This is a genomic window from Pseudomonas sp. H3_C08, from assembly GCF_054669455.1.
The window spans coordinates 1394532-1421326 of the sequence record NZ_CP162803.1 but is presented as its reverse complement, the minus strand read 5'-3'; the positions used below and the strand labels follow the sequence as shown (position 1 = coordinate 1421326).

At 56.5% G+C, this 26795-nt stretch carries 18 protein-coding genes and 1 pseudogene; 8 read left to right on the top strand and 11 right to left on the bottom strand.

All coding sequences use genetic code 11. The annotated features are described in order from the left end of the window. Nucleotides 1-147: 147 nt before the first annotated feature. Both AB4N74_RS06625 and AB4N74_RS06620 read right to left on the bottom strand, forming a co-directional pair. Nucleotides 148-840 carry a transposase gene (locus AB4N74_RS06625; protein ID WP_460098826.1) on the bottom strand — a complete coding sequence of 231 codons (693 nt, stop codon included), beginning with the start codon at nucleotides 838-840 and terminating at the stop codon, nucleotides 148-150. Between the two features lie 654 nt (nucleotides 841-1494). Next, the gene (locus AB4N74_RS06620) at nucleotides 1495-2019 is read right to left on the bottom strand and encodes a hypothetical protein (RefSeq protein WP_099758763.1); all 525 of its coding nucleotides are present in this window, start codon (nucleotides 2017-2019) and stop codon (nucleotides 1495-1497) included. 352 nt (nucleotides 2020-2371) lie between these two features. Here AB4N74_RS06620 and AB4N74_RS06615 point away from each other — a divergent pair. Then, nucleotides 2372-2572 (top strand): annotated as a pseudogene (locus AB4N74_RS06615) (flavin reductase family protein); the annotation flags it as partial. A gap of 152 nt (nucleotides 2573-2724) precedes the next feature. Further along, entirely contained in the window at nucleotides 2725-3768 is a 1044-nt protein-coding gene (locus AB4N74_RS06610) for an LLM class flavin-dependent oxidoreductase (RefSeq protein WP_093437590.1), read from the top strand. Between the two features lie 56 nt (nucleotides 3769-3824). On the opposite strand, the gene AB4N74_RS06605 is transcribed toward AB4N74_RS06610, so the two are convergent. From AB4N74_RS06605 to AB4N74_RS06570, 8 genes are all read right to left on the bottom strand, one after another. Beyond that, entirely contained in the window at nucleotides 3825-4193 is a 369-nt protein-coding gene (locus tag AB4N74_RS06605; RefSeq protein WP_460098822.1) for a hypothetical protein, read from the bottom strand. Nucleotides 4194-4293: 100 nt separating this feature from the next. Then, complete coding sequence (locus AB4N74_RS06600) at nucleotides 4294-4701, bottom strand: hypothetical protein (protein ID WP_460098819.1); 408 nt, start codon at nucleotides 4699-4701, stop codon at nucleotides 4294-4296. 115 nt (nucleotides 4702-4816) lie between these two features. Continuing rightward, a complete protein-coding gene (locus AB4N74_RS06595; protein WP_460098816.1) occupies nucleotides 4817-5257 on the bottom strand; it encodes a hypothetical protein in 441 nt (146 codons plus the stop codon). 228 nt (nucleotides 5258-5485) lie between these two features. Further along, entirely contained in the window at nucleotides 5486-5794 is a 309-nt protein-coding gene (locus tag AB4N74_RS06590) for a hypothetical protein (protein ID WP_460098813.1), read from the bottom strand. Between the two features lie 144 nt (nucleotides 5795-5938). Then, the gene (locus AB4N74_RS06585) at nucleotides 5939-6253 is read right to left on the bottom strand and encodes a hypothetical protein (protein ID WP_110720916.1); all 315 of its coding nucleotides are present in this window, start codon (nucleotides 6251-6253) and stop codon (nucleotides 5939-5941) included. After that, nucleotides 6250-16815 carry a two-partner secretion domain-containing protein gene (locus tag AB4N74_RS06580; RefSeq protein WP_460098810.1) on the bottom strand — a complete coding sequence of 3522 codons (10566 nt, stop codon included), beginning with the start codon at nucleotides 16813-16815 and terminating at the stop codon, nucleotides 6250-6252. Before AB4N74_RS06580 ends, AB4N74_RS06585 begins: the two co-directional genes overlap by 4 nt. Before the next feature lie 24 nt (nucleotides 16816-16839). After that, nucleotides 16840-18546 (bottom strand): ShlB/FhaC/HecB family hemolysin secretion/activation protein, encoded by a 1707-nt coding sequence (locus tag AB4N74_RS06575; RefSeq protein WP_460098807.1) that lies wholly within the window; start codon nucleotides 18544-18546, stop codon nucleotides 16840-16842. 191 nt (nucleotides 18547-18737) lie between these two features. After that, on the bottom strand, nucleotides 18738-19187 hold the full coding sequence (locus AB4N74_RS06570; RefSeq protein WP_095120364.1) for a winged helix-turn-helix transcriptional regulator: 450 nt from the start codon (nucleotides 19185-19187) through the stop codon (nucleotides 18738-18740). Between the two features lie 186 nt (nucleotides 19188-19373). Between AB4N74_RS06570 and AB4N74_RS06565 the strand changes: the two genes are divergently transcribed. From AB4N74_RS06565 to argE, 5 genes are all read left to right on the top strand, one after another. Beyond that, nucleotides 19374-20192 carry an alpha/beta fold hydrolase gene (locus tag AB4N74_RS06565; protein WP_460098804.1) on the top strand — a complete coding sequence of 273 codons (819 nt, stop codon included), beginning with the start codon at nucleotides 19374-19376 and terminating at the stop codon, nucleotides 20190-20192. Nucleotides 20193-20450: 258 nt separating this feature from the next. Next, nucleotides 20451-21770, top strand: coding sequence for a flavin-containing monooxygenase (locus AB4N74_RS06560; protein ID WP_116255458.1), 1320 nt, complete (start codon nucleotides 20451-20453; stop codon nucleotides 21768-21770). 57 nt (nucleotides 21771-21827) lie between these two features. Continuing rightward, complete coding sequence (locus AB4N74_RS06555) at nucleotides 21828-22244, top strand: RidA family protein (protein ID WP_007910844.1); 417 nt, start codon at nucleotides 21828-21830, stop codon at nucleotides 22242-22244. 119 nt (nucleotides 22245-22363) lie between these two features. Further along, nucleotides 22364-23041, top strand: a complete 678-nt coding sequence (locus AB4N74_RS06550) for a DUF1028 domain-containing protein (RefSeq protein ID WP_460098800.1) — start codon at nucleotides 22364-22366, stop codon at nucleotides 23039-23041. Next, nucleotides 23038-24186, top strand: a complete 1149-nt coding sequence (gene argE / locus AB4N74_RS06545; protein WP_460098797.1) for an acetylornithine deacetylase — start codon at nucleotides 23038-23040, stop codon at nucleotides 24184-24186. Before AB4N74_RS06550 ends, argE begins: the two co-directional genes overlap by 4 nt. 18 nt (nucleotides 24187-24204) lie before the next feature. Here the strand turns inward: argE and AB4N74_RS06540 are convergent, their stop codons facing one another. After that, a complete protein-coding gene (locus AB4N74_RS06540; RefSeq protein WP_116255455.1) occupies nucleotides 24205-25116 on the bottom strand; it encodes a LysR family transcriptional regulator in 912 nt (303 codons plus the stop codon). Nucleotides 25117-25351: 235 nt separating this feature from the next. Here AB4N74_RS06540 and AB4N74_RS06535 point away from each other — a divergent pair, with 235 nt between their 5' ends. Further along, nucleotides 25352-26767 carry a purine-cytosine permease family protein gene (locus AB4N74_RS06535; protein WP_134173764.1) on the top strand — a complete coding sequence of 472 codons (1416 nt, stop codon included), beginning with the start codon at nucleotides 25352-25354 and terminating at the stop codon, nucleotides 26765-26767. Nucleotides 26768-26795 lie beyond the last annotated feature (28 nt).

Here is a 26795-nt window from a genome sequence, read left to right as displayed (position 1 = left end):
TTGAACAGTTCGCGGTAAGAATCCGCCGGGTGCCCGCCCCGCCCTCCAAGCGCCAAATACTGAGCATGAGGAGTAACAATGTGTGAGCGTTCTGATTGTGCATGGCAGAAACGGGGACACATAAAAAGGGGACAGACCACGTTTTCACTAAATGATCGATTTTTTTGGCCGTCCCGGGCTCCCTCGCTGCACGCGACGACCGATCATTTCCTCGACATCAACAGCAAACTTTGAACCGCCAAAAACATTATTTCCATTGGTCGCGTCACGAATCTGGTCAACCAATTCTGACTCTAAGTCATTTTTGAACAGTTCGCGGTAAGCTTCTGCCGGCTGCCTTCCCTGCCCTCCAAGCGCCAAATACTGAGCATGAGGGGTAACAATGTGTGATCGCTCTGAGTGTGCGTTAACACGGTAACTTGACCAGCGATATTCTGCCGGATGATTTACCATTTTCGCTCTGACGGGATTCATTTCGATGTATCGATAACAGCACAACAAATATCGTTCACTCTCAACAAGGCATGAACGATACCGGCCTTCCCACAAACTTCCGCTGCGACTATACGCACGATTTATGTATTGGACGTACCTCTGGCCGACACCTTTCATCAGCAGGCTTGCGCTGTTGACATAATGAGGACTGACTAACAAGTGAACATGATTGGTCATTAGGCACCACGCATGAATATCACATTCATTTTTAGAAGCCTGTTCGTCTAAAAGCTCCAGATAAAAAAGATAGTCTTCGTCGGTAAAAAAACACACAGACCTATTGTTTCCTCGCTGAATCAAGTGCAACGGAACGCCTGGTATCAAAACTCGTGGTCTACGCGGCATCGATGAATCCTTTCAATTGGTCGAACTGAAAGCTTAGCGGGCCGCAAGGCACAAATGACGGCAAATTTTTACGTATTGTTGCAGCCAACTACATTAAAGTGGCCTGACCATTTATCTTACTACATTAAAGTGGTCTGACCCCATTTATCTTGCCATGTGGTGGTGTTTAAAAAGCGCTGCGATTATTGAATTAATGGGTATAGGTATCAGCCGCTTCCTTTACAAGATTGTTCCAAACCTCTTGTGTTCCTAAGTAATTGGAGATCCTTCCCGCATCCACGGCCGGAATGCCTTTGGCTACCAGGGGTAAAACGGGGGACAGACCACGTTTTTTGAATAAATTGCAAAGCCGTGGTCTGTCCCCATTTATCCCATTTATCCCATTTATCCCATTTATCCCATTTATCCTAAATTGCAATTTCTTCGGTACTACCTGGTACCTGAGGAGTCTGAATAAAGTGAATCCACGCTGACAATGCCGTCTCACCCTATATGGGCAGTGCCCTCCAGCGCGACAGTTCCAGCGAAAAACGGAAAAACGGGGACGGCCCATTTACGGATAATTCTTGAGCATCGCCTGCCTCCCAAGCGCGAACTAAACGTGGCATGTCCTGACTTTTCCTGACCTATGGCGAACTGCTGGGGGGGTTACAACTACGATTGCCAGAATGTCAGACAAACCCCATATTCATCGAGAAGATCGTCAGCAACTTCAAACTGAAACACCTTCTCTGGAAAGCAGTCTGATAACGCGCGCTTCCAATATCCAGTGAGCTGCTCGGCAAACAAGTGGCAAAGACGATAGTCTTCTTCCGACAGACCAACCTTAAACACGGGTCGATCCGGCGCATCTTCCCACTTTGAAAAGAACTGATTTATTGAAAAAATATTTCTGTATCGTTCAACGTCTCTACGCAATGCACTTTGCTCCAACACACCACTGTCGGTCTCGACCAGCCCCTTCAGCGGAAACTTTTGTGGGTCGTATTGCTCAGCGTTGGGCAACCAGAAAACGTGGCCGTCAAGTTCAATAAAATCAGGAGAAAGCAAACCTAGAACAGAAATCGTTTGCTCCAGTGAAACCAGATTTCCTACATACGAAAAAAACTCCCCGGAACCAATATCCGATACAAACAGGTTCAATGACTCTTTAGAAATATTACCTTTATAAATTTTCATCACTTCAACCCTTGTAAAACGGGGACAGACCACGTTTTCAAAGTGCTTTTCAAACGTGGTCTGTCCCCATTTATTTCGTCACCGCATGATCACGGCACCCCTCGTAATAGCACTCCAGCGCCCATGATTTAAGGATTTCGTACGTAACGCGCTCTTCGTGCAACATCTCAGATTCCTTTTTTCTTGGTTGGACGAATTACACCACCATTATCGAAAACATTTACAGTAATGTTTGGATATTTAGCCTTAAATAGATCAATAAAGGGGACAAGGGGACAGACCACGTTTTCAGAGCGCTTTCTAAACGTGGTCTGTCCCCATTTTTCTTTTGGTCTGTCCCCATTTTTCTTTCGAATGGACCTTGAGCGAACTGGGTAACCCGATCCTGGCCAACGCGACAGCTATCATCGAGTGTGAGCTGTGGCGCGAATACGAAGGCGGCGACCACGCCATCATGGTCGGCGCGGTGAAGAACCTGATCGTTCCCGAGCAAATCGCCGGCCCGCTGGTGTATTGCCACGGCAAGATGGGCGCCCTGCCCGTCCTGGCCTGATCGTCAGCCCCGCACAAATCAACTGTAGGAGTGAGCCTGCTCGCGATAGCGATTTATCCGATGTCGATATGTTTTCTGACACACCGCCATCGCAAGCAGGCTCACTCCTACAAGTTTTGTAGCCTCAACAACAAAAGATCCGAGGAAGCGTCATGAAATTTTCCCTGTTCATCCACATGGAACGCTGGGACGAAAGCGTCAGCCACCGCCAACTGTTCGAAGACCTCACCGAACTGACCCTGATGGCCGAAGCCGGCGGTTTCAGCACCGTGTGGATCGGCGAACACCACGCCATGGAATACACCATTTCGCCGAGTCCGATGCCACTGCTCGCCTACCTCGCCGCCAAAACCACCACCATCCACCTCGGCGCCGGCACCATCATCGCGCCGTTCTGGCACCCACTGCGGGTTGCCGGTGAATGCGCGTTGCTCGACGTGATCAGCAATGGCCGCATGGAAGTCGGCCTGGCCCGTGGCGCCTATCAGGTTGAATTCGATCGCATGGCCGGCGGCATGCCAGCCTCCAGCGGTGGCCAGGCATTGCGCGAAATGGTCCCGGTGGTCCGCGCCCTGTGGCAAGGCGACTACGCCCACGACGGCGACATCTGGAAATTCCCCACCTCCACCAGCGTGCCGAAGCCAATCCAGAAGCCGAACCCACCGATGTGGATCGCCGCCCGCGACCCGGATTCGCATAACTTCGCCGTGGCCAACGGCTGCAACGTGATGGTCACGCCGCTGATGAAGGGCGACGAAGAAGTCCTCGACCTGAAGAACAAGTTCCAGACTGCGCTGGATAACAACCCGGATGTGCCGCGTCCGCAATTGATGGTGCTGCGCCACACTCACGTGCACACCGCTGATAATCCGGATGGCTGGAAAGTCGGCGCGAAAGCTATTTCACGCTTCTACCGCACTTTCGATGCGTGGTTTGGTAACAAGGAGACGCCGGTCAACGGTTTCCTCGCGCCGAGCCCGGAAGAGAAGTTTGCCGGGCGTCCGGAGTTTGAGCTGGAGAGTTTGCACAAAACGGCGATGATCGGGACGCCGGAGGAGATCATTCCGCGGATCAAGTACTACCAGGAACTGGGGGTGGATGAGTTCAGTTTCTGGTGTGACAACAGCTTGCCGCATGAGGAGAAGAAGAAGTCGTTGGAGCTGTTTATCAAGCATGTGGTGCCGGCGTTTCGGTAAACACTTTGCTGGCTCGGCCCGGTAAATGAAAACGCCCCGATAGAGTTCGGGGCGTTTTAGTTTTTCGTGGGCTCATCGTCCCAGAAATTTCCGGCGGGTGCGTATTGTCCATCTCGGAAAACAGCGCACCAACCAAAGCTTCGGTAGAACATTTCAAGATCAATGATCTGGTAAAGGCCTTCGCTAATTTTGCTTAAGGTAATCAGACTATTGGCATAGTGGGTGTATTGACCACCCGCCCCGGCGACCGCCCGGCGCTCCAGCTCCTCACGATTCCAGCCAGATACGATCCCGGATGATTCAGGAACTGTATCCGAGAAGGAAATTTCGAACTGCGTTGAAACCTTGCAAAGACAGGGAATCCGTTGCTGTCTGAGCAAGTCATCAGAGATGAGGTTGTCAGGGAAATGAATGTGTAATTTCAAATGGCTCAGGCTCCTATGAAGCTACGTTGACCTCGAAAACGGTGAAAACCGGGGTCAGCCGGCTGATTCAAAATATTCGCTAAACATGGTCTACCCACATTTATTTCATACCACTGTACGGATCAGCGATATTATCACCCAGCTCGGTAATTGCCTCTTTGATCTCGATAGCCACTTCTGAGGAAAGCTCACTGACATTTTGGCTTGATATAAAGTCGAACAGTCCAACCAACCCAAGATGTGCCGCAACGACGATCGATCCTTCAGCAAAATCGAAATCAAACCCATCCCACTCAGCGATCAAGACTTTTTCAATTTGAGTCTTTAGTGGCTCGCATAACAGTTCATAGGTGTGCCACTGACGATCACTGAGCTCTAACAAAGCTTCTAAAAAATCATGCTTCGACTGTCCAGAGAAAGACTTTTCTGTCAGCAGCTCATGGAACTCGTTTGCCATATCTTCTGCAGGCATCAAGTCAGGAAGCGATTGATAATAAAAAATTCTCATTATTTATCTACACGCAACAAGTAAAAAGGGGGACAGACCACGTTTTCGAAGTGCTTTCCAAACATGGCCTGTCCCCTTTTACCGTTTCAAAGCACTTTTTATGTGTCTTTCCCATTTAATCTTTAGTGAAGTCGTCGCAACGTATCCAATCGGTGAGCTCTAATGGTAGCTTGCAAATAGAAGACTGCATCAACTTCGGGAGATCCACTAACTTTAGCGCCGATTTTGGTTTAGCAATTAATTTATAACCACCCTGCTCGGAAGCGTCATGACTGAATAACCCTCTGCCGGCCATTTCAACAAAAGTTTTTAAATAGCGCACACGCTGAGCTTCATCGGCAAACTCAAGCAAATTGGCTTCTACTATCTCAACGCCCACGCCCTCAGGCCTTGAATAGAAGTAATCATAAATTTCTTCATATCTGGAAATTGACTGCCGGACATCGTCGGGCACAACTCCATGTCCACCTGTAGCGAAATGAGCGATGACCCCACCTCGACATGAGGCAAACCAATCAAGATCATTGATTTCCAGAAATTCGCCGTGCATTTCCATTATTCGACTCCGGAAATATTAGGGCAGTTATCACACCTAGGAACTACCTGCCCGTCCTTGGGCGGATCGAGGGAGTGAATTTTAGAGAAAACGGGGACATACCATGTTTTCGGAGTACTTTTTTAAACGTGGTCTGTCCCCATTTATCTCCTTCAATTGGTCGAACTGAAAGCTTAGCGGGCCGCAAGGTACAAATGACGGCAAATTTTTACCTATTGTTGCAGTCAATTACGTTAAACGTGGTCTGTCCCCCTTCACCCTTTTCAGAAGGGGACTTTCACCACCAGTAACTTCTATTTTAAAAATGGCATATGCGGTTTCAATGTCACGATATTGTCGCAGGCCACCCTCAAGAAAACCGTAGGCACCGGGTACATCTCCCCATTGCATGGGAAGTAAAATTTTTCCAGCAAGAGCATCAGCGATCAAAGTTGATAACGACTTATATAAACCATCAACCTCCGCATCAGTGAATGCATATTTATTAATAACTTCTTCCAGACATTCTGCACTTTTCCTCAGCAACATCTGATCCATATTAAACCTCGTTCAAGTGCTTATTATTCGAACCGGCTCCAGAGACGACTATGGTCCGCGATTCGCCACGACGTAAAAAGCGTAAAAAGGGGAAAGACCACGTTCTCGGAGTGCTTTCTAAACGTGGTCTGCCCCCATTTTACTCTAGTCAAAAATTTCTTTGCGGCGATATACAACCCTATCAGCTTGCGCGACAAGAGGCAGTTCATCACCACCTATCACAATTGTCCACTTACACTTAAAGCCAGAGTCCTGATAGGCGGAATATTGGCAGATAATATCATCGACCTCCTCAACATCCTCGCCCACATCATCTTGGAGATAAAACTTTATTAGCCAGCCGTCTTCATCTCTAGACAGCACGACCATTCTGAAATTTGGAGTGATAGCGCCCAGCATCGACTGCATAAGCATCAACACCTGAAAATTCCAGTCCTTCAATTCGGTACCAGTATTCATCGTTGTGTCCAGTTAGGATTCGTAGGAACAATGCTCGGGCTTTTGGTCCCTTTAATAATAAATACGTTAGTAGCCTGATCAACAACACCGGCGCCTTTATTAACATTGAAGCCTGTCACACCTTCATATTTAACAATTGGAAATCCGCTAGCATTTTTTCCTAAAATTTCGACTTTCCCGGCATGGTACGCATCGAGTACCGCTTGAGCATCTTCACGACTGCTCATATAACCGCCGCCCCTTGCCTCATGCTCCGCCCTTCCGCCGATATGTCGATTTTGTTTTTGGCTGATTCGTTCAGCCACAGCCGGAAAATCCTTCCGCGTCAATAAATCTTTTAGCGGTATTTCTGGCTCATTACGACTTATTTTATTGCTCCAGCCGTCAGTCAATGCGGTTTGGCCCATATTACTGATAAGCACTGCCTTTTCAGCGGCACTCAGCGTGCGCCCCACTGCTCGATCAAGCCAGTCTGTTTCCTTATCCCACTTGTCCAGGCGGGCCTTTTCCTCCGTTGTCAGCCAGCCCTCTTTCAGATACTTGGCAGTGATGATCTGGTCGTCAGTGACATACGTTGCCCCCCAGCTATCATATCCTGCTGGCGGAGTAGCAATCATGCCCGGATTGCCTCCAAGGAGACCTGTCATGTCATAGGAAATAGAGTTTCTGAAGAATCCCAGAAGCTCTTTTGCAACCGGGTCATCCATGACGATGGTCTTGGCTTTCAGGTTTTCTACGCAGGTACGCGATTCGCACTCATTGATGTATTGAGAGCGGCGAGTCGAAATTTCTTCATATCTTTTGATAACGTCGCGAATTTTAGCTTCCGAGCAGTTGTTACCTGCCCGGCATGCTTTCAACTCATTCAACAATCGCTCAGCCGTGGGGTGATCCAGGCTGTTAAAGTTTGTTGCTTGCCGGGTCACCCAACTGGCAACTTGCTGATCCTTTTCAGAGGCGCCGGCCGCAGCAGAAACCACTACTCCGATAAGCTCGGACGTCATCGCCAACAGCTGATCATGCAGATCACCAATGAATATCTTGTCACCGACTGAGGCAATAAACGCCTCGTTTGCTCCGGCCGCCAGCGCCCCCGTTCTAAAACTACCACCCACCGCTTCGGCGATTAAACCGCCTACTATCGCGTGGGCACCGACTTTCGCCGGCACACCCGTGAACTCTAACTGGCTCCCCAACCGTTTATAGATTGACGCCGACAGAATGTCAGCAATCGCGCTGATACTGGCCTGAGCCAAATTATCCTTAAGGCTTCCTCCATTCAATGTTGTATTGGTAAAAGCGCCAAAACCTTTTTCAGCCAGCGAATAACCTGCAAATTTCGTGAAGTCGGTCATATCAGTGAGATCAAAGCCGTGAGTGGCTTTGCCTGCGTTCTCTGCCGAAACACCAAAAGCCTTATCCAGCACTCCCGCAGCGAAACCCGCTGCGAGACCAGTTGCCAAATAGCCTTTCAAGTTTTCCCTGGCAGTGACGTCTTTTAGAACATCACCAAGGTTGCCCTTGTTATTGATGGCGCTAACCACTGTTTGGGTGACCACAGCGGTGTAGGCTGCGGCAGCTGCGGCCCCCACTGCTGTACTGATAGCGGGACCTGCCGCGGCCGTTGCTTCGGCCGCAGTGGCGCTAATGGTGCCTGCAGTGCCTGAGCCTGCGGTCAACACGGTAACTATGATAATCACCACCAGCATCGCTCCGACCCCCATGCCGGAGTTGCTGTATTTGAACGAGTCGTGGACTTCTTTTATCTGGCGCCAGTCGACATCCCCACGTTGCTCGGCTTCCTTCAGCCAAGCCAAATTAGGATTGGCCTGCACCATCGTATCGATGGTCTGGCTGACGGTATTGTTGTTGATCTGCTTGATATCGATATGGAGCCCGTTCACGGCACGGATCACCACATCACCATTGGCCGTCAGTTCACTCTGACGCAGCATCTCATCGGTATTGCCCTTACCCTTAGCAGAGTTCCAGGTCAGGCTGTTCTTGCTCTTTTCGTGGCTTTCTTGATGGAGATCCTTGACCCCCTCAAAAGTTATCGCTCCATCACTTTCCAAAACCAGGTCTTTACCACTGTCCAGTTTGGCAGCCTGGTAGCGCTGATCTCCCCCGCTCTGCAGATACAGGTCTCCCCCGGTAGAGATCACGGTACCTATATTGGAAATATGAGTGACTTCATCGCGTTTGGTTTGTTTTGAACCGAAACTGCCCTTTTTCTTTTTGTCGTATAGCGAGTAATCGCTATCTTGCGCGGCAAGAAGCTCTAACTTATCGCCCGCAACCAGATAGGCCTCCTCTCCCGCCACGACCCGACTGGAGACAAGAGTCATGTCTTCACCGGCATTTAAGTCAACATTGCCTCCAGCGCTGATTGAGCTGGCCACCTGATGAACATGATCTTCTTGACGAGTGGTCTTTTTACCCTTCGAGTAAAAATGCTCTTCGTCGGCAGCCGAAGCGATCACTAGATTTTTAACAGCCGAAATTTCTACGTCTCGTTTAGCTTCTAGCTGGCTGGCGACCAAATTTATATCGCGCCCACCATTGACGGTTAGATCACGACCTGCTGAGATACTTGCGCTCACCTGCTCAATATTTTCCTTGAGATAGTTGTGACCACTGACAGTGTCTTGCACTGCAACCGAAACAATATTGACATCGCGAGCCGCGTCGATAGTGACATCGCGGCCGCCGTTGATAACACCGCCGACGTTGACCACATCACGACCTGCATCGATCTTCAGGTCGTTAACTGCCTCAATCCGCGCAGCGGTATCAACATAGTCTTTATGCTGAGTACCAAAGCGGGTACTCATTTCAGAAGAGGTGGTCGTTCGCTCGTTGATCACATCACCACCCAGAGTGGTCAAGCTAACATCTCGCCCAGTAATAATCCCCCCAGCCTTGTTGACAAGATCGTTGCCAGCCAGAAGGTCCAACCGATTCCCAGCTTGAATCAGTCCACTATTTATCAGGTTATTTCCCGCCGTCGCCGACAGATTATTCGTCGCCTTCAACGTCCCGACGTTGTCCAGGTTCTCACCGGCAATCAGCGTCACATCATTACCGGCAATCAATGCCCCGGTCGGGCCCAAACGGCCATTGGCCTGCGCCAGATACACCACCGGCACCAGCACTTTTTCACCATTCACTTCGTGCTCTTCGAGCCAGACGATGTCGTGGGTCAGTGCCGCGACTTGCTGCGAGGTGAGACCGACGCCGACCGACAGGTTGAGTGCGTCTTTGCTGGCGATGGCGTTGTTCATCAGGTATTTGAACATGCCCTCGTTGGAGGTCTGGCCATCAAGGAAAGCCTGGCCGGTTCGGGCGGTGACGGCTTGCTGGATCAGGCGTTGTTCGTAGAGACCGTCGCCCAAGCGCTTGGCGCTCTGGTCGGGGTCATAACCGAGTTTTTCCAGCAGGTAGTCGGAGCTCATGAACGACTTGAGGTCGGTGAGCACCGGGTTGGTTTCGATCAGGTATTTGTGCGCGCTGGACGGCGCCTTGGTGTCCGGCAGGCCGGCGACGCGGGTCACCGGGCGGTTGTCGATCGAGTCTTTGGCGTCGCTGCCAACACTCGGCGTGCGACGGAATGTATCGACTGCGCGGGTGCTGTCGGAGACCTGAGCCGGCGCGTCAATAAACAGATTGCGCGGACCGCCAGTGGTCGCGACGGCCACATGGTCCTGAGCACTGATCGCGCCACCGCCGACAGTCCAGGTCGGCGCTGGGCCGTTGCCGGACGACGCGGTGCTGCTGCCCTGCCCGCTCAAACGAAACAGGCCGTTTTCACCGGTGGGCAGGGAGAAGCCCGGCAAGCTCAGCGGATTGACTTGCTGCTGCGCAAGATCTGGCGGCAATTGGCTGTTGATGCGGACAACGGTGGTGCCACTCTTGCCGACGTTGGTGTCGGCGATTTTGTTAGTACCGCCAGCGGAGCTGTAGTCCTCATGGATAACGCTGTTTTCGACTTCCCGGGTGGCCGTGATCGAGACTTTGCCGCCCGCCTGGATGACCGCGTTGCGACTGGTGACTGTACCGGTGGAGCCGGTGCTGTCAGTGGGTAGCTCGATGGCATCGCCTTGCTGGTATGGCGCCAGTTCGCTCGGTAACGCAACCAGGTTATTGGGGTCGTACAGCGATGGCATCGAGGTTTCAAAGCCATATTTCAGCCCCGATAGCCCCCGACCATACTTGCGATCACTAACGATTTCGCCTGTTTCACTGTCTGTGAGAATAACGACTCGAAAGGTCTCTCCGTCTCGCCCGCCCTCCCTTTTACTGCCTGATTTCGCGATGGCTTTGCGCACCGTGCTATCAGGGGCGAGGTAATACACATACGGAAAATCGGGGTTGTTGTGCTGGTTGTAAGGCGCAACGTAGTCGGCCATGAAATTTTCCGTGCTGCCGCCCCCCATCTCAAAGGCGTAATTGCGGGTGACTTCGATAGTTCCGCTTTTTGCGCCAATGTTCTTCAGGCTCACGGCGTTAATATCGACGTTGCCACCGGCTGCCACGGTGCTTTTACTGTTGAGAAACGTGCCTCCCTGGAACACAAAATCCTTGCCGACGTTTAGAACGGCAGAGGCACTGACGTCAGTGTCGACACTTTCATAAATCTCACGGGAAGTGAGGAAGTTGCTGAAAGTACCTCCGACGCAGTCGCCACAGCTTGCCGCGATATACCCCGATATCAGCTTGCGTTCAGCCACCGTCGTCGGGCCTTCAGTTCGGTTCTCGAACACATCGGCATTGAGCGTGAACCCGCCCACGCTCTCCATCGAGCCGGAAATGTTGTAGACCCCGGCAGCCCTTGCCGCACCGCCATACCCGCCGATCAGGACATTGCCCAGACTGTAGGAATCACCGCTCTGGTTGGTCAATGTATTAACGCGAAGCGTCATGTCATTGCCGCTGAAAATCAGCCCGCGATCGTTGAGCAACGATGGCGTGTTGATGGACAGGTTCTGCGCTGCACCCAGGCTGCCGTAGTTGACAACGCTGCCGGCGTTGACGGTCAGATCTTCGCTAGATGATATGCGTCCCGAGTTGAGCAGTTGCCCACCGACGCGGAGGGTCGATGTCGCGCCTGCAGCGAAACTGCCGCCTGCACCAATGTTCATCTGTGCGACGGTCAGTTCGCTGCCACGCAGGCTGGTCAAGCGGCCGGTGCCCGCATAAACACCGCCCAACTGCATGTCGAGGGTGCCATCACTGGCGATGAGTCCGTTGTTGGTCCAGTTGCCGCCCCGAGCCTGCAAAGACTCCGAAGCCAGCAGTTTGCCGCTGGCGCTCTGGCTGAATTCGCGCACGTTCACGTTCAGGCGACCGGCCTGAATCGCGCTGGTGTTGTTCCAGCTATCGGCATTGAGTTCCAGCAGCCCACCGGTGACGATGCTGCCACCCGCGCCCAGCACATTGGCTGTGGAGATATCGAACTTGCCGCGCCCAACGTGGTTGAGCTGCCCGCCGCTGTTGAGGAAGCTGCCGACCGCCAGGGTCATGTTAGTGTTAGCGGTTTCCAGTACGCCATTGCGGTTGTCGAGCAAACCTGCAATCTGAAATTCGGTCTTGCCGGTGACGCCCAGCGAGCGCAGGCGCCCGTTCTGGTTATCGAGCGTTCCCGCTTTGACGCTCAGTTGTGTGTCGCTTTCGATGACGCCCGCGCCATTGCGCAGCGCACCGCTGAGGCCGAAGTCGATGCGCTCGGCGGCGATCTGTCCGCCACTGTTATCGAGGCTCGCGCCGGTAACACCCAGCAGTCCTTTCGCGTAAAGCACACCAGCGCTGTTATCCAGCGCAGCCGTGGTGATGCTGCTGTCTGCCGCTTGCGCCGAGATCCGTCCGCCGTTGTTGTTGAGGCCCGCCAATGCCGACAGCGTCAGGCTCTGCGCCTGAATGATGCCACCCTGACGGTTGTTGTTCAGGTCGAAACCATTGCGCAGAACACCAACCGTGCGCGCTTCCAGTGCACCCTTGATGCTGGCGAGCGTACCGCCACGGTTATCAATGTTGGCTGCCTTGATCAGCACATCACCGTTCTGGGCGATGACTTTGCCGCTCTGGTTGTCGAAATCGCCGCTGATTTCCAGAGTCAGCGCGCTGTCGCTCTGGATCGCGCCTTTGCCGTTAAGCAGCCTGGCCGCGTGCAGTTGCACATCGGCACTTTTACTGTAGATCAGGCCGTCGGCATTGTTGCTGACGGCGCCCGAGGCGGTGATCAGTAATTGGTTATTGGCGGCGACGGTGCCCTTGTTGCTGTTGTCCAGCGAGCCGGTACGCAGGTCCAGATTTTTCTGGCTGGCGAGCTGACCGTTCTGGTTATTCAGATCGGTTACACCCTTGATCAGCAGCGGGCCGGCAGCCGCGAGTTTACCGGTGTTGTTGTTCAGCTCACCGCTCAGGTTGAGGGTGATTGCATCGTTGCTGGCGATCTGTCCACCACGGTTGTCGAGGCTCGATGCGGTGGCGTTGAAGACCTGCTCTGCATTGATCACGCCGCCGATATTGCTGAACGCCGTGCTGACGATATCCAGCGCCGCAGCACTGGCAATCAGGCCGCCCTGATTGTTATTAAGCGCACCGGCCAGCGTCAGGGTCTGCCCTGCTCCACTGCTAAGGTTGCCCTTGTCGCTGTTATCGACGCTGCCAGCATTGACGCTCAGATTGCCCTGAGCGACCACGGCACCCGCGCCGCTGTTGAGTAGCGCCCCCTTGAGATCAACAGTGACATCGGCGAACTTGCTGGATAGCGTGCCGCTGTCGCGGTTATCGAGGCTGTCGCCGCTGACCGTGAGCCCTTGCCAGCCGGACAGCAGGCCTTTCTGGTTGATCAGTCCGGTGCCCCGTACGAGCAGCTTTTCACCGCTGATGATTTTACCGGCGCTGTTGTTTATCGTTCGGGCGATGAGGTCAAAACCGAGGTTGCTGGAGACTTCGCCGTTCTGGTTACTCAGATCGCGCAGGCGCTTGAGGGTCAGCGGGCCTTTGGCGGTGAGCAGACCGTTCTGGTTGTCGAGGTCGCCGTTGGCCAGATCCACGGTGAGCGATTTGTCACTCAGCAGTCGCCCACCGTTCTGGGTCAACGAGGTCAGTGTCAGATCAACGTCACCGTTGGCGGAGACTTCGCCATCGTTGCTGGAGTCAAGACCGGTCGCCTTCAGCGTCAGGTTGCCTTTGCTGTTGATCAAACCACTGTTGCGGTTATTGATCTCGGCACTGTCGATGTGCAGCGTTTGTGCAGCGCTGATCAACCCTCTGGCGTCGTTACGCAGTTGGCCGTCGACGGTGATTTCCAGATCGCCTCGACTGACCAGGCCACCACCGCCGTTGCTCACGCTTCCCGCGCGGACATCAATGGAAGCGGCGCCGATCATGCCCTTGACGTTATCCAGTGCTGCGGCAATGCGCAGAGTCAGGCCCTGATTGCTCAAAAGATTGCCGTTGCCGTTATCCAGACTTTGCGCGGTCAGCGTGAAGGCTTCCGCGCTGGAAATCGTCCCGCCCTGGTTGTTGACGCCGTTGAGTTGTTTGAGCAGCAGCGCGCCGGGGGCGTTGATCAAACCGCCGTTGTTCAACTGACCGTGATTCAAATCCAGGCTAAGACGCGTGTTGCTGAACAGCTTGCCGCCCTGTTGATCGAGACCTGTGACCGAAGCTGTCAGAGCGCCTTGACTACCGATAATGCCGTTACCGGCATTGGTGACCTGAGCGGCGATGAGGTTCAGGGTGTCGGCACTGCTGAGCAGGCCATTGCTGTTATCGAATGCGCCGGTGGTAACGGTGACTGCACCTTTACCGCTGAGCGTGCCCTGCTGACGGTTGTCGAGGCTGCCGCTTTCAATGACGAGTGCACCATCAGTAACAACCTTGCCGCCCTGGTTATCGATGCCACGACGGCTGACCAGTTTCAAATCGGCGGCACTGGAAAGACTGCCCTGGACGTTGTTCATCTGTGCAGTGTCGACCGTCAACGTCGATTCACTGCTGACCTTGCCCTGAGTGTTATCGAAGGCGTCGTCGGCGGTCAGGTGCATGGTTTGCTGACTGCGCAATTCACCGCCGTTGTTGGCCAGAGTACGCGCTTGCACAGTCAAGAGCGTGCCCGCATCGATCAGGCCTTTGTTGCGGTTGAGCACTTCATCGATGGTCAGCTTCAGCGCCTTGCCGGAGAACAGCTTGCCGCCATCGCTGTTGTCGAGTTTTTTACCGGTGAGCAGCAGATCGCTGTTGGTGCTGATTTCGCCGCCACGGTTATCCATTTCACCCACGGTCAGGGTCATGGCTTTGGTTGAACCCAACAGACCGTTTTGACGATTATCAAGTTGACCGGCGTTGAGTTTGAGCACACCGGTGGCGATCAACTTTCCGTTCTGGTTGTCGGCGTGCTCTGCCAGCACGCTGACGTCCGATTTGCCGGCGACGTTGCCGCCACGGTTGTCCAGAATACCCGCCGTAAGCGAGAGCTGACCGTCGGCAATCACCGTGCCCGACTGATTATCCAACGTCTTGTCGGTGGTCAACAGCAACACGCCGCGACTGCTGATCAGGCCTTCGTGGTTATCGAGACTGGCGCTGTGGCTGTCCACAGAGGCGCCGGAAATCACACCTTTGACGTTGTTCAATGCTTGCGCCATGCGTAGCGTCAAGCCTTGTTGTCCGAGGAGTTGACCATTGCTGTTGTTGAACAGGCCAGTATCAATCCGGCTGTTTTGTTTACTGATGATCAGGCCTTTTTGACTGTTGTCCAGGCTTGCACTGTTGACGGCCAATAGGCTATCGGTGCTGATCGAACCTGCCCGATTCAGCAATACTCCCGCGCTGGTGATCGTGAGCTTGCCGGCACTGCTCAGGTTGCCGGTGCTGTTATCGATACGCCCGGCGTTGAGGGTCAGCGTACCTTCACTGCTGATGACGCCGCCAGCATTGGTCAGCGCATCATCAAGCGTAATCACCAAGCCATTGAGACTGCTGAAATTGCCGCCGCTGTTGTCCAGCCTTTGGCCGGTCAGGGTCGTCGCGCCTTTGGCGGTGATCTCGCCCTTGTTGCGATTGTCGAGCAAGCCACTGACGCGCAGCGTCAGACCACCATCGCTGACCACCGAGCCGACATCGCGGTTATCGACACTGGCGGCTTTGAGGTCTACCGCCCGCCCGGAACCGAGCACGCCATCACGGTTGTCCAGCGCCGCGCTGAGATCGATGTTCAGGCCCAGATCGCCAAGAATCTGACCGCTGCGGTTGTCCAGAGACCCACCGGTGAGGGCGATGTTTTTTGCACTGAGCGTACCGTTCTGATTGTTCAGGATGGCGGCGTTGACCGTCAGATTACGGCTGCCGAGCAAGCTCTTGCCGGTGTTGTCCAGATGCTGCGCGGTCAGGCTCAGATCGCCGCTGGCATTGCGGCTGCCGTCGGCATTGACGCCAGCTTCAATGGTGCCGGCGTTGGTCAGTTGCCCGCCGGCGCTGAGGTTAATGCTGTCGCGGGCGGCGAGGGTCTGGCGGTTGGTCAGGTTGCCTTGAGTCTGCACATTGAGCGCGGTGCCTGCATAGATCGCGCTTTGGGTATCGAGGCTGGCAGCCTTGACGTTGACGGCGCCAGTGGCCGAGGTTTCTGCGAGGCTCAACTGGCCATTGGCGTCGAGCTGAATATCGCCGCCGCTGGCAATCAGTTTGCCGTCGAGTTTCACCCCGACCCCGGCCTCGGTGCCGACCAGTTTGATCGCGCCGGCATACATGCCGCCGAGGGCCGAAGAGTCGATGGCCAGTTGCGGTTTGCTGCTGCCGTCGTCGGCGCGCGCGGTGGCGTTAAGGGTTTGTGCGTTGACGTCGTTGCGACCGGCGACGATCGTCAGGTTTTGCGCCTGAAGTTGCGCGTTGATCTTCGCGCTGCGAGTGATGATTTCGAAACGGTCGACATTGGTCGCGTTAAGGCCCGCGCCCTCGATGGCCACCGAACCCTGATCGACCTGAAAGCGATCCAGTCGGCCGTTATCGAGCACTGGTTTGCCGGTGGTCAAGGTCACACGCGGAGAGTTGATGAAACCGCACCCGTTGCAGGTAATGCCGTAAGGGTTGGCGACGATCACCCGCGCCGACTGCCCCGCCACTTCGGTGTAACCGCGTAACTGGCTCGGGTTGCCGCTGATGACTTCGTTGAGAATCGCCTGCGCCGAACCGCTGTTTTTCAGGTTCGGGTTGTCGATGATGTGCCCGCCCAGCTGCGTGATCGTGTTCTGGGTCGAGCCGTTGTTGAGGATCAGCCCCTGCGCGCCGACGTTGTAGTCGTGGAACTGGTTATGCGACAGCCCGCTGGCATTGGGCGTGGCGATATTGATGATCGGCACGCCATTGCCGGCGCGATCCAGCGAGGTATTCGGGTTGGCCACCACGATGCCGTCGGCCTGCGCCCACATCGGTTGCCAGAACATGACGTTCGCCAACAGGAACGCCAACCCGCGTTTGGGCATGCCCAAGAAGGACTCACGTGTTTTCACGGCCGCAGACGGTTGTTCTGCAAGGAAGGCGAACTGACGAACATCCATGTCGATGGTCTCGAAAAGTTGTTTTTAGATAAAAAAGTCGAGGCGGAAATAGATCGGCGCTTCGCGCTCGGTCAGCGCGTCCGGCCGTTCCAGGGAATGGGCAAAGGTCACACTGGCGGCGACGTGCTGGCCACGGGCGAACAGGTCCAGCGAGTTGCTCGACATACGCCCGTGCTGATCGCCGTTGTAGCGACCGTTCTGGATCACACCCTGGTCGTAACCGAGGCTGGTGCCGTATTCGGAGAACACCGGTTGCAGCCACTCGACAGTTACCGGACGACTCCAGCGCAGGTCATTGCGCCAGTAACCACCGCTGTCGCCGGACAGCGACTGATCCTTGTAGCCACGAATCGACGACGAGCCGCCAAGGCTGGTGCGTTGCGGGCTGAACAACACGTCTTCGCTGTGCTGGCCGGTCATCAGGCTGCTGAAACTGAAGGATTCGCCCCAGACCTTGAACGGTTGCAGGTAGCTCAGGGTCGCGGTGTATTTGCGGTAGCGTGCATTAGGCTCGCCGGGGCCGGGATCGTGACTGCCCTGCGCATCGAAGGCACCGATGCCCTCTTGCATGCCGGCGTCAAAGTTGACGAAGGCACTGCCGACGCGGCGACCGTGGTTGAAGCCGAACTGCGCTTCGCTGATGCGGTTGCTGCTCAGCTTGAGTTTGCTGTCTTCGATGAAGTTATTGGTGCGCAGGTACGACAGGCCGGCGCTGAGGGACGTCTTGCTGACGGCATCACGATGGACCACCCGCTCGGCGCGCAACTGATGGTTTTCGCTGTCGCCGGTCTGTTTGAAGTTGTAGCCATTGGCGGCGATTTGCGAGCGGTACTCGCTCTGGCTGTAGGTGTAGGTGAAATTCCACCAGCCCCACGGCAGGTTGTAATTGAGCATGGCGTTGTTGGAGGTGTGCTGGTGGTCGGTCATTGCATCGTGACCGCCGCGCAGGCTCAACTGATCGGCCAGGCCGAGCGGGCTGTCCCAGTCAAACGTGGTGCCCCACTGCTGCTCGCCGGTGCTGCGCTGGCCGTCGTTACTGCGTGACAGGCCGGCACGCCATGGTTTTTGCGGCGTGTTGGTGACCAGCACCTCGCTGCCACCGACGTTCTGGCCGGGCGCCAGTTCCATTTTTGCCTGGTTCGAAGGCAGGCGGTTGAGCTGATCGACCATTTGCTCGATCTCGCGCAGGTTGACCAGGTCACCGGTTTTGCCGGGAAAGGCCATGGCCAGTTCGCGCTCAGAGAGCTGGCTGTTATCCGCGCCCTTCATGCCTTCCAGTTTGCCTTCGACCACCAGCACTTGCAGGTGCCCAGTGGACAGATCTTGCTGCGGCAGGTAGGCGCGGCTGGTGACCAGTCCTTTCTCGATGTAGTGATCGGTGATGACCTTTAGCAGCTCGTTGAGCTGCGGCACGCCCAGGCATTCGCCGATGTAGGGTTTGAGCAGGCGAGTCTTGTCGCGCTCGGAAAGGCTGTCGGCGCCCTTGAGCTCGATGTCTTTGATCGGGAAACAGCGAGTATCGGTGGGGGCTGCCGGTTGCGCAGGCCTGGCATCTTTGCCGGGCAGATCCTTGAGTTCTTCAAGGCGCCGCTGCTGCTCTTCGAGCAGGCGGTTCTGGCGGTCACGGATAAGGTCGGTGTCGCCGGGTGTAGGGGCCGCAATGGCAATCTGGAGTGGAGACAGGCACAGCAACGCTACGCACAACCTCGCCACGAGGGCGGGTGAGGACATGTTCGATCCCTCGATACGAAAGTGACATCAAAATAGTGGCGCGATATTAGATGGCCATCATTTTGACGTCAAACAATCGTTTCGACCTCTTGTCGGGTTTGTAACGAGGAATGTACAAATGGATTCGCTGGCCAGACCCTGGCTCATTGAGCTGACGACAGCGGGCCCCTCAGCTCAAGCAGCGCCGCCCCTCAGTGTTCAACGCCAAGTCGTGTCGCGACGTCTTCCGGGGCCAGCACGCGACCATCAGCCGCCGTCAATGCCAGCTTGCGAATCGGCTGACGGTCCTTCGCATCGACCATCACCGAACCCGGCTCACCCGGCGCGTACATGAACTCGCCGCCCCATTGCGACAGCGCGACGATCACGGTCTGCAGGGCTTTGCCGCGCTCGGTCAGCACGTACTCCTTATAAGCGCCGCCATCGGCCGCTGGCAGCGCTTGCAGGATTCCCTGCTCCACCAGACCTTTGAGGCGTGCGCTGAGCATGTTCTTGGCGATATCCAGACTTTTCTGAAAATCATTGAAGCGGCGAATCCCGTCCAGCGCGTCACGGATGATCAGCAACGACCACCAGTCACCAATCAGGTCCAGCGTGCGGGCAACGGGGCAGGCGTTGCCCTGCAAACTTTTGCGTTTCACTTAGACGTACTCCCTCGTATCAGTGGCCGACCGTGCGGCTTTGGGTTGCATCATACAACTCTGGAGCGGATCCATGGCTGAACCGGCGCAAAACCAGCACCTGCGTACAAGTAGCCGGAGCGCTTTGCGCTGATAGTGAATGTCGCCATTTCGGCATCACGCGCGATCCCTGACGCAGGAGTTTCCATGAGCACTTTCACCACGCAAGACGGTACCGAGATCTACTACAAGGATTGGGGCAGCGGTAAACCCGTGCTGTTCAGCCATGGCTGGCCGCTGGATGCCGACATGTGGGAATACCAGATGGAATACCTGAGCAGCCGTGGCTATCGCACCATTGCCTTCGATCGCCGTGGTTTCGGGCGTTCCGACCAGCCGTGGACTGGGTATGACTACGACACTTTCGCCGATGACATCGCGCAACTGATCAACCATCTGGACCTGCGCGAGGTGACGCTGGTGGGCTTTTCCATGGGTGGCGGCGATGTCAGCCGTTACATCGCTCGTCATGGCAGCGAACGCGTTGCCGGTGTGGTATTGCTGGGCGCGGTGACCCCGTTGTTCGGCAAGAAAGCCGATTTCCCGCAAGGTGTCGACACCTCGGTGTTCGACGGCATCAAGGCTGGCTTGTTGAAGGATCGTGCGCAGTTCATCGCCGATTTCGCCGCACCGTTCTATGGCACCAATCAAGGCCAGAAAGTCTCTGACGGCGTGCTCGCGCAAACACTCAACATTGCGCTGCTGGCCTCGCTCAAGGGCACCGTGGATTGCGTCACCGCGTTTTCGGAAACCGACTTCCGCCCGGACATGACCAAGATCGATGTACCGACACTGGTGATCCATGGCGACGGCGACCAGATCGTGCCGTTTGAAACCACCGGCAAGCAGGCGGCGGCGCAGATCAAGGGCGCCGAGCTGAAGGTTTATGCAGGTGCGCCACATGGGTTTGTGGTGACGCACGCGCAGGCCCTGAATGAGGATTTGCTGGCGTTTCTGAATCGTTGAAACCGGCGCAGTGGTGAGGGGAAGATTCTGCTCACCACTGCACGTTACGCCAACGGTTTTTTAATCTCCAACCCCACAGCCGATTTCCTGCAACCCCTGTGTTTCAAGGGTTTCCAAGCGCTGCATCAGAATTTTATCTTCACATCCCAGCTTAATAATATTTTACCGATATCCCCCTCCTCCCTAGTCTGACCTCAAGCCAAACGGACAAGCCAACAGCGGCCCGAATCCCACTGCCTTGCTAGGAAGGATGTAGAGATGACCCCTGAAATAATAAAAACAGATACGCTGATCGTGGGTGCCGGCCAGGCAGGCGTCGCCATGAGCGAGCACCTAAGCAAACTCGGTGTGCCGCACCTCGTGCTGGAGCGCAATCGCATTGCCGAACGCTGGCGCAGCGGGCGCTGGGACTCGCTGGTGGCCAACGGCCCGGCGTGGCACGACCGCTTTCCCGGCCTGGAATTCGATGACGTCGATCCCGACGGTTTCGCCCCGAAAGAACGTGTAGCTGACTACTTCGAAGCCTACGCAAAGAAATTCAATGCACCGGTCCGTACCGGCGTTGAGGTGAAAAGCGTGGTGCGCAATGTCGGCCGCCCGGGTTTCACTGTCGAGACCTCCGAAGGCGTGATCGAAGCCAGCCGCGTAGTCGCCGCGACCGGACCATTTCAGAAACCGGTGATCCCGGCGATTGCCCCGCAAGACCAACGTCTGTTGCAGATCCACTCCGCTGACTATCGCAACCCGCAGCAACTGCCGGCAGGCGCAGTGCTGGTGGTCGGTGCCGGTTCTTCCGGCGTGCAGATCGCCGATGAGCTGCAACGTTCCGGCAAACAGGTTTACCTGTCGGTCGGCGCCCATGACCGCCCGCCTCGCGCTTATCGCAACCGCGATTTCTGCTGGTGGCTGGGCGTGCTCGGCGAGTGGGACCAAGCGGCGATGAAACCCGGTCGTGAGCACGTGACCATCGCAGTCAGCGGCGCCCATGGCGGTCGCACCATCGATTTCCGTGGTCTGGCCCATCGCGGCATGACCCTGGTCGGCGTCACCGAATCGTTCAATAACGGCGTGGTGACTTTCAAGCAGGACCTGGTCGGCAACCTCACTCGCGGCGACGAGAATTATCTGGCGCTGCTCGATGCCGCCGATGCCTACATTGAGCGCAACGGCCTCGATCTGCCGGAAGAACCAGAAGCGCGCGAAACCTATCCCGACCCTGAGTGCGTGAAAAATCCGCTAGTCGATCTGGATCTGGCCAAGGCTGGCGTCACCGCGATCATCTGGGCCACCGGGTTTGCCGTGGATTACTCGTGGTTGCAGGTCGCAGCGTTCGATGACAAGGGCAAGCCTGTGCATCAGCGCGGCGTGTCGAGTGAGCCGGGGGTGTATTTCCTCGGTCTGCCGTGGCAGTCGCGCCGTGGCTCGTCATTTATCTGGGGCGTTTGGCACGACGCCAAACATGTCGCCGACCACATCGCCACCCAGCGCAAGTACCTCGACTACCGCGATGCCGAACAGCGCGAGGCCGAGTTGCACCAGAACAGCCACAGCAAAGCCGCCGACACCGTCGACGCTTGACAGCCCTTTACGCCCCGGCGCCGATTGCGTCGGGCATACCTTCTTCAGGAGCTTTCCATGAGCCAGCCCACCCACACTCGCATTCGCATGTTCAACACCAAGGACACCTACCCGAACCAGACGCTGGACAATGACCTGTGCCAGGCCGTGCGCGCCGGCAACACGGTGTATGTGCGCGGCCAGGTCGGCACGGATTTCGACGGCAATCTGGTCGGCCTTGGAGATCCGCGCGCGCAGGCTGAACAGGCCATGCGCAACGTCAAGCAATTGCTCGAAGAGGCTGGCAGCGACATGAGCCATATCGTCAAAACCACCACTTACCTGATCGATCCGCGTTATCGCGAGGCGGTGTATGGCGAAGTCGGCAAGTGGCTCAAGGGTGTGTTCCCAATTTCAACTGGGTTGGTGGTGTCGGCACTGGGGCAGCCGCAGTGGCTGATGGAGATTGATGTGATTGCGGTGATTCCTGAGTAAGGCATCACACCGAGTCGCGGCCTTCGCGGGCAAGCTCGCTCCCACAGGGGAATGTATTTCAATGTGGGAGTGAGCCTGCTCGCGAAGAGGCCAGTCCAGACACACAAGGAGTTCAATAGATGACCTTTTCAATCGCAGCCCGCTGCGCCGAAACCGGCCAGTTCGGTGTCGCCATCAGTTCCTCCAGCATCGCCGTCGGCGCCCGTTGCCCGTGGCTGCTGCCGGGTGTTGGCGCGGTGTCGAGCCAGAACATCACCCTGCCGTCTCTCGGCCCGGAAGTCCTCGCGCTGATGGAGCAAGGTCTGGCGCCGGACGATGCGCTGGATAAAGTCCTCACGCGCAACGGCTACAGCCAGTACCGCCAGATCACCGCGATCAACCACCTCGGCCAGACTGCACATTTCAGCGGTGCGCAAACCCTCGGCGTGCACAATGCCGTCACCGGCGAACAATGCGTCGCCGCCGGCAACATGCTCGCCGGGCGTTCGGTGATCGAAGCCATGGTCAGCGCCTTCGAGGATGGCGAAGGGCAACTCGCTGATCGTCTGCTCAAGGCCCTGCACGCCGCGCAAGCCCTCGGTGGTGAAGCCGGCCCGGTGCATTCGGCCGCTGTCGTGGTGGTCGGTGAACAGACCTGGCCGATCGTCAATCTGCGCGTGGATTGGGCTGATGAAGACCCGATCGGCGAGTTGCAAACTCTCTGGGATGCCTATGCGCCGCAGCTTCAGGACTACATCGACCGCGCCCTCGATCCGGCCAAGGCACCGGGTTATGGCGTGGCCGGTGATGACCGATGAACAGCGTCGAGTTGCTCAAGACGTTGGTGGGTTTCGATACCACCAGCCGTGAATCCAACTTGCAGCTGATCGAATTCGTCCGCGATTACCTCGAAGGTTTCGACGTGCCGTGCGCACTGATCTACAACGATGAGCGCAGCAAAGCCAACCTGTTCGGCACGATCGGCCCGGTGGATCAACCGGGCATTGTGCTGTCCGGGCACACCGATGTGGTGCCGGTCGATGGCCAGCCGTGGACGCTGCCGCCGTTCGAACTGACCGAGCGCGACGGCAAAGTGTTCGGCCGTGGCACGGCGGACATGAAGGGCTACATCGCCTGTGTGCTCGCCCTGGTGCCGTCACTGGTTAAAACGCCGCTGCGCATGCCGGTGCACATTGCTTTGTCCTATGACGAAGAAGTCGGCTGCCTCGGCGTGCGTTCGTTGCTCAAGGTTTTGCAGCAACGCCCAATCAAACCGTTGCTGTGCATCATCGGCGAACCGACCGAACTGAAACCGGTGCTCGGCCACAAGGGCAAACTGGCGATGCGCTGCGATGTGCAGGGCCATCCGTGCCATTCGGCGTACGCGCCGCTCGGGGTCAACGCGATTGAATACGCCGCCGAACTGATCGGCGAACTGGGTCGCCTCGGCCAGCAACTGAAAGCGCCGGAGCATCACGACGCGCGCTTCGACCCGCCCTACAGCACGGTGCAGACCGGTGTGATCAGCGGCGGCAAGGCCTTGAACATCGTGCCGGCCGATTGCCGTTTCGATTTCGAGATCCGCGCCCTTCCCTCGCAGGATCCGGCCCTCGTCGCCGAAGCGCTGCAAGCCTACGCCGAACGCGAAGTGCTGCCACGCATGCGCGCGGTCAGTGCGCAGAGTGATATTCGCTTCAGCGCCTTGTCGGCGTATCCGGGACTGGCCACCGATGCGCAAAGCCAGGCCGCCGAGTTGATCTCTGCGTTCTGCGGTTCAACGGATTTCGGCACCGTGGCCTTCGGCACTGAAGGCGGGTTGTTTGATGCAGTAGGCATTCCCACGGTGGTCTGCGGTCCAGGCAGCATGGATCAGGGTCACAAGCCCGATGAGTTTGTCAGCCTCGATCAGTTGCAGGCGTGCAATGAAATGCTCCAGCGCATGCTGGCGTTTATCAGTCTTTGACAGGCGGCTTGGCGGCACTCACGAGTGCAGTCGGGCCAACTCTTCGCGGCAATGATCGACAAACAACTGCGCCGGTTTGGTCAGTTGCACACGACGCAGCCAGGCCGCCGACAATCCCGAACCGGTGACGTTTTCCGCCAGCGGCACGCACACCACTTGCTGGCCGTCGTAGGTGTAGTCGCTGAACGGTTTGGTCACCAGAATCGAAAAGCCGAAACCGTTGCCGACCATACCGCGCACCATCTCGATCGACGGTGAGCTGAAGACGATGTTCGGCGTCAGCCCGCGCTCTTCGAAGATGCTCACGAAATAGGTTCGGCTCGGCACCACGTCGAGCAGGATCATCGGTTCCAGCACCAGATCAGCCAGCGAGACCTTTGCCTGTTGCGCAAAGCGGTGGCTGGCCGGCAGCAACGCATAAGGCTGCTGCGGCGGCATCAGCGGCGTGGTTTCGATGGTGCTGTCCAGGTCGTGTTCAAACATCATCGCAACGTCGATGCTGCCGGCGGTGAGGGCCTGCACCAACTCTTGTTGTTCGCCATCACGAATGCGGATTTCCACCCCTGGCCAGCGCGCCTTGAACCCGGCGATCAAGCGCGGCAGGTACAGCGGCGCGACGGTTTCGAAACAACCAATATCGATCTGCCCCGCGACCACATCATTGTCAGCCAGCGCGTTCTGCTCGAACTCGTGCGCCACCCGTAGCAACTCCAGTGCCTTGCGATAGAACCGCGAGCCACTCGGCGTCAGCGAAACCCCTTGGGCGTGATGGCGGATGAACAACTGCACACCGAAACTTTCTTCCAGATGCTTAATGGCCGTGGAGACCGACGGTTGCGCGATATAGAGCTTGCGCGAGGCCTCGGCAACGCTGCCGCAGTCGGCGGTGGTGACGAAGTATTTGAGCTGGCGCAGGTTGTAGGCAGCCATGTGAGTCTCCCGAAGAGCGCGAGTGTTCGCCCTGTTTCCCTGGCGCACGATCAAGCTTGAACATACCGGACGCAGGCGCCAGCCGAAGCATATTTTTTTTAAGGTCTGTAGCAACAAACTTACTAATTTATCTATCCCGACGCTTTGCACATGATCACTTCAACAAGAAATGCGCCGCCCGTGCCGGCGCTTGCCGAAGTACGTCCACGTACTCATCCTTGCCTTGGAGTTCGTCATGGCTACCCCAACAGCATCCTCCGCTCCGCTGATTGAAAAACACACGATAGGATACGTGCCCCCCGAAGATCGCCACGGAAAGGTCAGGGATCTGTTCACGCTCTGGTTCGGCGGCAATATCGCGCCGTTGCCCATCGTCACCGGTGCACTGGGCGTGCAGTTGTTTCACTTGAATCTGCTCTGGGGCATCGTCGCGATTCTCGTCGGCCATCTGGTCGGCGGCGTGTTGATGGCGCTGCACTCGGCGCAAGGCCCGCAGATGGGCATCCCGCAGATGATCCAGAGCCGTGCGCAGTTCGGCTCCCTCGGCGCGCTGTTGGTGGTGTTGATTGCCGGCGTCATGTACATCGGCTTTTTCGCCTCCAACATCGTGCTGGCCGGCAAGTCGCTGCATGGCGTGGTCGACAGCGTTCCGGTGCCGGTCGGCATCGTCATCGGCGCAGTCGGTTCGGGGATCATCGGCATCATCGGCTACCGCTTTATCCACGTGCTCAACCGCATCGGCACGTGGGTGTTGGGGATCGGCATCGTTGTCGGTTTCGGCTACATCTTTACCCACATTCAAACCGATGATTTCCTCACTCGCGGTAGCTTCAACCTGTCCGGCTGGCTGGCCACTGTGTCGTTGGCGGCGTTGTGGCAGATCGCGTTTGCGCCCTACGTGTCCGATTATTCGCGTTACTTGCCGGCCGACGTCAAAGTCTCGTCGACGTTCTGGACCACGTATCTGGGTTCAGCGCTGGGCTCGAGTCTGGCGTTCATCTTCGGTGCCGTCGCGGTGCTGGCAACGCCCGTCGGCATGGACACCATGGACGCGGTGAAGCTCGCAACCGGCTCGATTGGCCCACTGATGCTGGTGCTGTTCCTGCTCAGCGTAATCAGCCACAACGCCCTCAACCTCTACGGCGCGGTGCTGTCGCTGATCACTCTGGTGCAAACCTTCGCCTACCGCTGGATCCCCACCGCCAAGAGCCGCGCGGTGATCTCGATCATCGTGTTGCTGGCCTGCTGCTTTGCCGCCGTCGGCGCCTCGAAGGACTTTATTGGCCACTTCGTCGACATGGTGCTGGTGTTGTTGGTGGTGCTGGTGCCGTGGACGGCGATCAACCTGATCGACTTCTACGCGATCCACAAAGGTCAGTACGACATCCAGTCGATCTTCCAGGTCGACGGCGGCATCTACGGCCGCTACAACCCGCAAGCGCTGCTGGCCTACGCGATCGGCATCGCCGTGCAGATCCCGTTCATGAACACGCCGCTGTACGTAGGCCCGGTGTCGGCGCACATCAACGGCGCGGACCTGTCCTGGCTGGTGGGACTGCTGGTGACCTCGCCGCTGTATTTCTGGCTGGCGAATCGGGACACGTCCTACCGTCGGCGGATGATGGGCGGGAAACTGGCGAGCAGTCTGTGATTTTGACCTGATGAACAACCAAGGCCCG